The sequence below is a fragment of the Streptomyces sp. NPDC054840 genome (assembly GCF_053611065.1).
Genome location: NZ_JBSGZP010000109.1, coordinates 13,595 through 14,844 on the forward strand (window position 1 = coordinate 13,595; position 1,250 = coordinate 14,844).

Here is a 1,250-nt window from a genome sequence, read left to right on the forward strand (position 1 = left end):
GCACTGGACCGCCCGGCCATCGGCACGCATGGCTGCTGCACCAGGGCCCCCCGCCGCTCGGCGATTCGACACCAACGAGCTGTTCAAGAGCCCCTGTTCGTATGGGTCCTCCTCCCCTCCGTCGCCAAGCTGCCGGCCGAGCCCGTGATCATTCTCGGCGCCAACCGCTGTACCGATGTTCCCCAAGCCCGGGCAAGCGCAAGGGACACAGCCCCTCCGTCGCGAGCATCTACCGGGTGCTCGCCGAGCACGCCAAGCGCGAGGCGTACCCCGAAGCTCTCGAACAGGCCTACACCGACTTCGCCGACCTCCAGGTCGGCGAAGTCCCCGGACATCGCCTCGCTGTCCCTGACCGAGCGTCACTCTGATTACAGAGAGCTACTTGTCACTTCGCCGTAGCTTCGGGAGAACAGGGCCGTTTCAGCAGCCGCCACACCGTCGCCACCGACAGGCTCACCCGAAGCCGTCGGCGGATCACCGTCTGGACCCGGACCAGAGTCCAACGCTCGTCGTCGAAGCCGTGCGCTGACGGCCCCTGCCGAATTCCGCTTCGAGCACGGCGAACTGGGAATCAGTAACGGTCGGGGAGTTGGCCGGGCCTGCGGAACGCAGGGCCTCCATGCCGCCCTCGCGCCAGGCACGGCGCCATCGTTCCACCGACCGCACACTCACCCGCAAGTCCTTCGCGACCGCAGCGGTCTTCTCACCCGCCGTGAACCGCACGCCGGCCTGAAGCCGGATCCCCTCACGAAACGCCTGACGCTCAGCGGTCAAGCCCCCACCCTCCGGATAACGCATACCACCGGCATACCGCAGGGATCATCAACCGTCACCACCCGACGACAACCCGGAATCCTCAGTAGTCGACTGCGAGTTGCCGCCGCCGATCTGCCCCTGCAACTCCTCTCCAGCCTGCTTGGCGGCATTCTCCGATCCGCTTACCCGCCTACTTGGTCGGGCCTTCGGGGCCCGCTTGCCCGTGTTCATCTCGGGCACGGCCTTCCGTACGCGAATGGTCATGGCATCGAGGTCCACGTCCTTCCGCTGCAGCTCGGCCTGCTCCTCCGGACGCATCGGGCCGTGGGCGCCGAGGAAGCCCCTCCCTCAGCCGCCATCGGATGCCGATCGCCTCGGCCGGCGCATCGACCTGCGTCACCGTCGCGATCTCCCGCTCCGGAGCAACCTCTTTCCCGGCGCCCTTGACCCGGCGCCGGTGTCCGCGGTGGCGTCGTAGTGCTTCGGTCCGTACC

General features: G+C 67.8%; 1 protein-coding gene and 2 pseudogenes. 1 reads left to right on the top strand and 2 read right to left on the bottom strand.

Going from position 1 to position 1,250, the window contains the following annotated elements; genetic code table 11:
• Positions 1 to 236 precede the first annotated feature (236 nt).
• Positions 237 to 368 carry a hypothetical protein gene (locus ACWGIU_RS11035; RefSeq protein ID WP_453704504.1) on the top strand — a complete coding sequence of 44 codons (132 nt, stop codon included), beginning with the start codon at positions 237 to 239 and terminating at the stop codon, positions 366 to 368.
• Positions 369 to 415: 47 nt separating this feature from the next.
• Here the strand turns inward: ACWGIU_RS11035 and ACWGIU_RS11040 are convergent.
• Both ACWGIU_RS11040 and ACWGIU_RS11045 read right to left on the bottom strand, forming a co-directional pair.
• Positions 416 to 798 (bottom strand): annotated as a pseudogene (locus tag ACWGIU_RS11040) (helix-turn-helix domain-containing protein); the annotation flags it as partial.
• 165 nt (positions 799 to 963) lie between these two features.
• Positions 964 to 1,250, bottom strand: a pseudogene (locus ACWGIU_RS11045) (tyrosine-type recombinase/integrase); the annotation flags it as partial.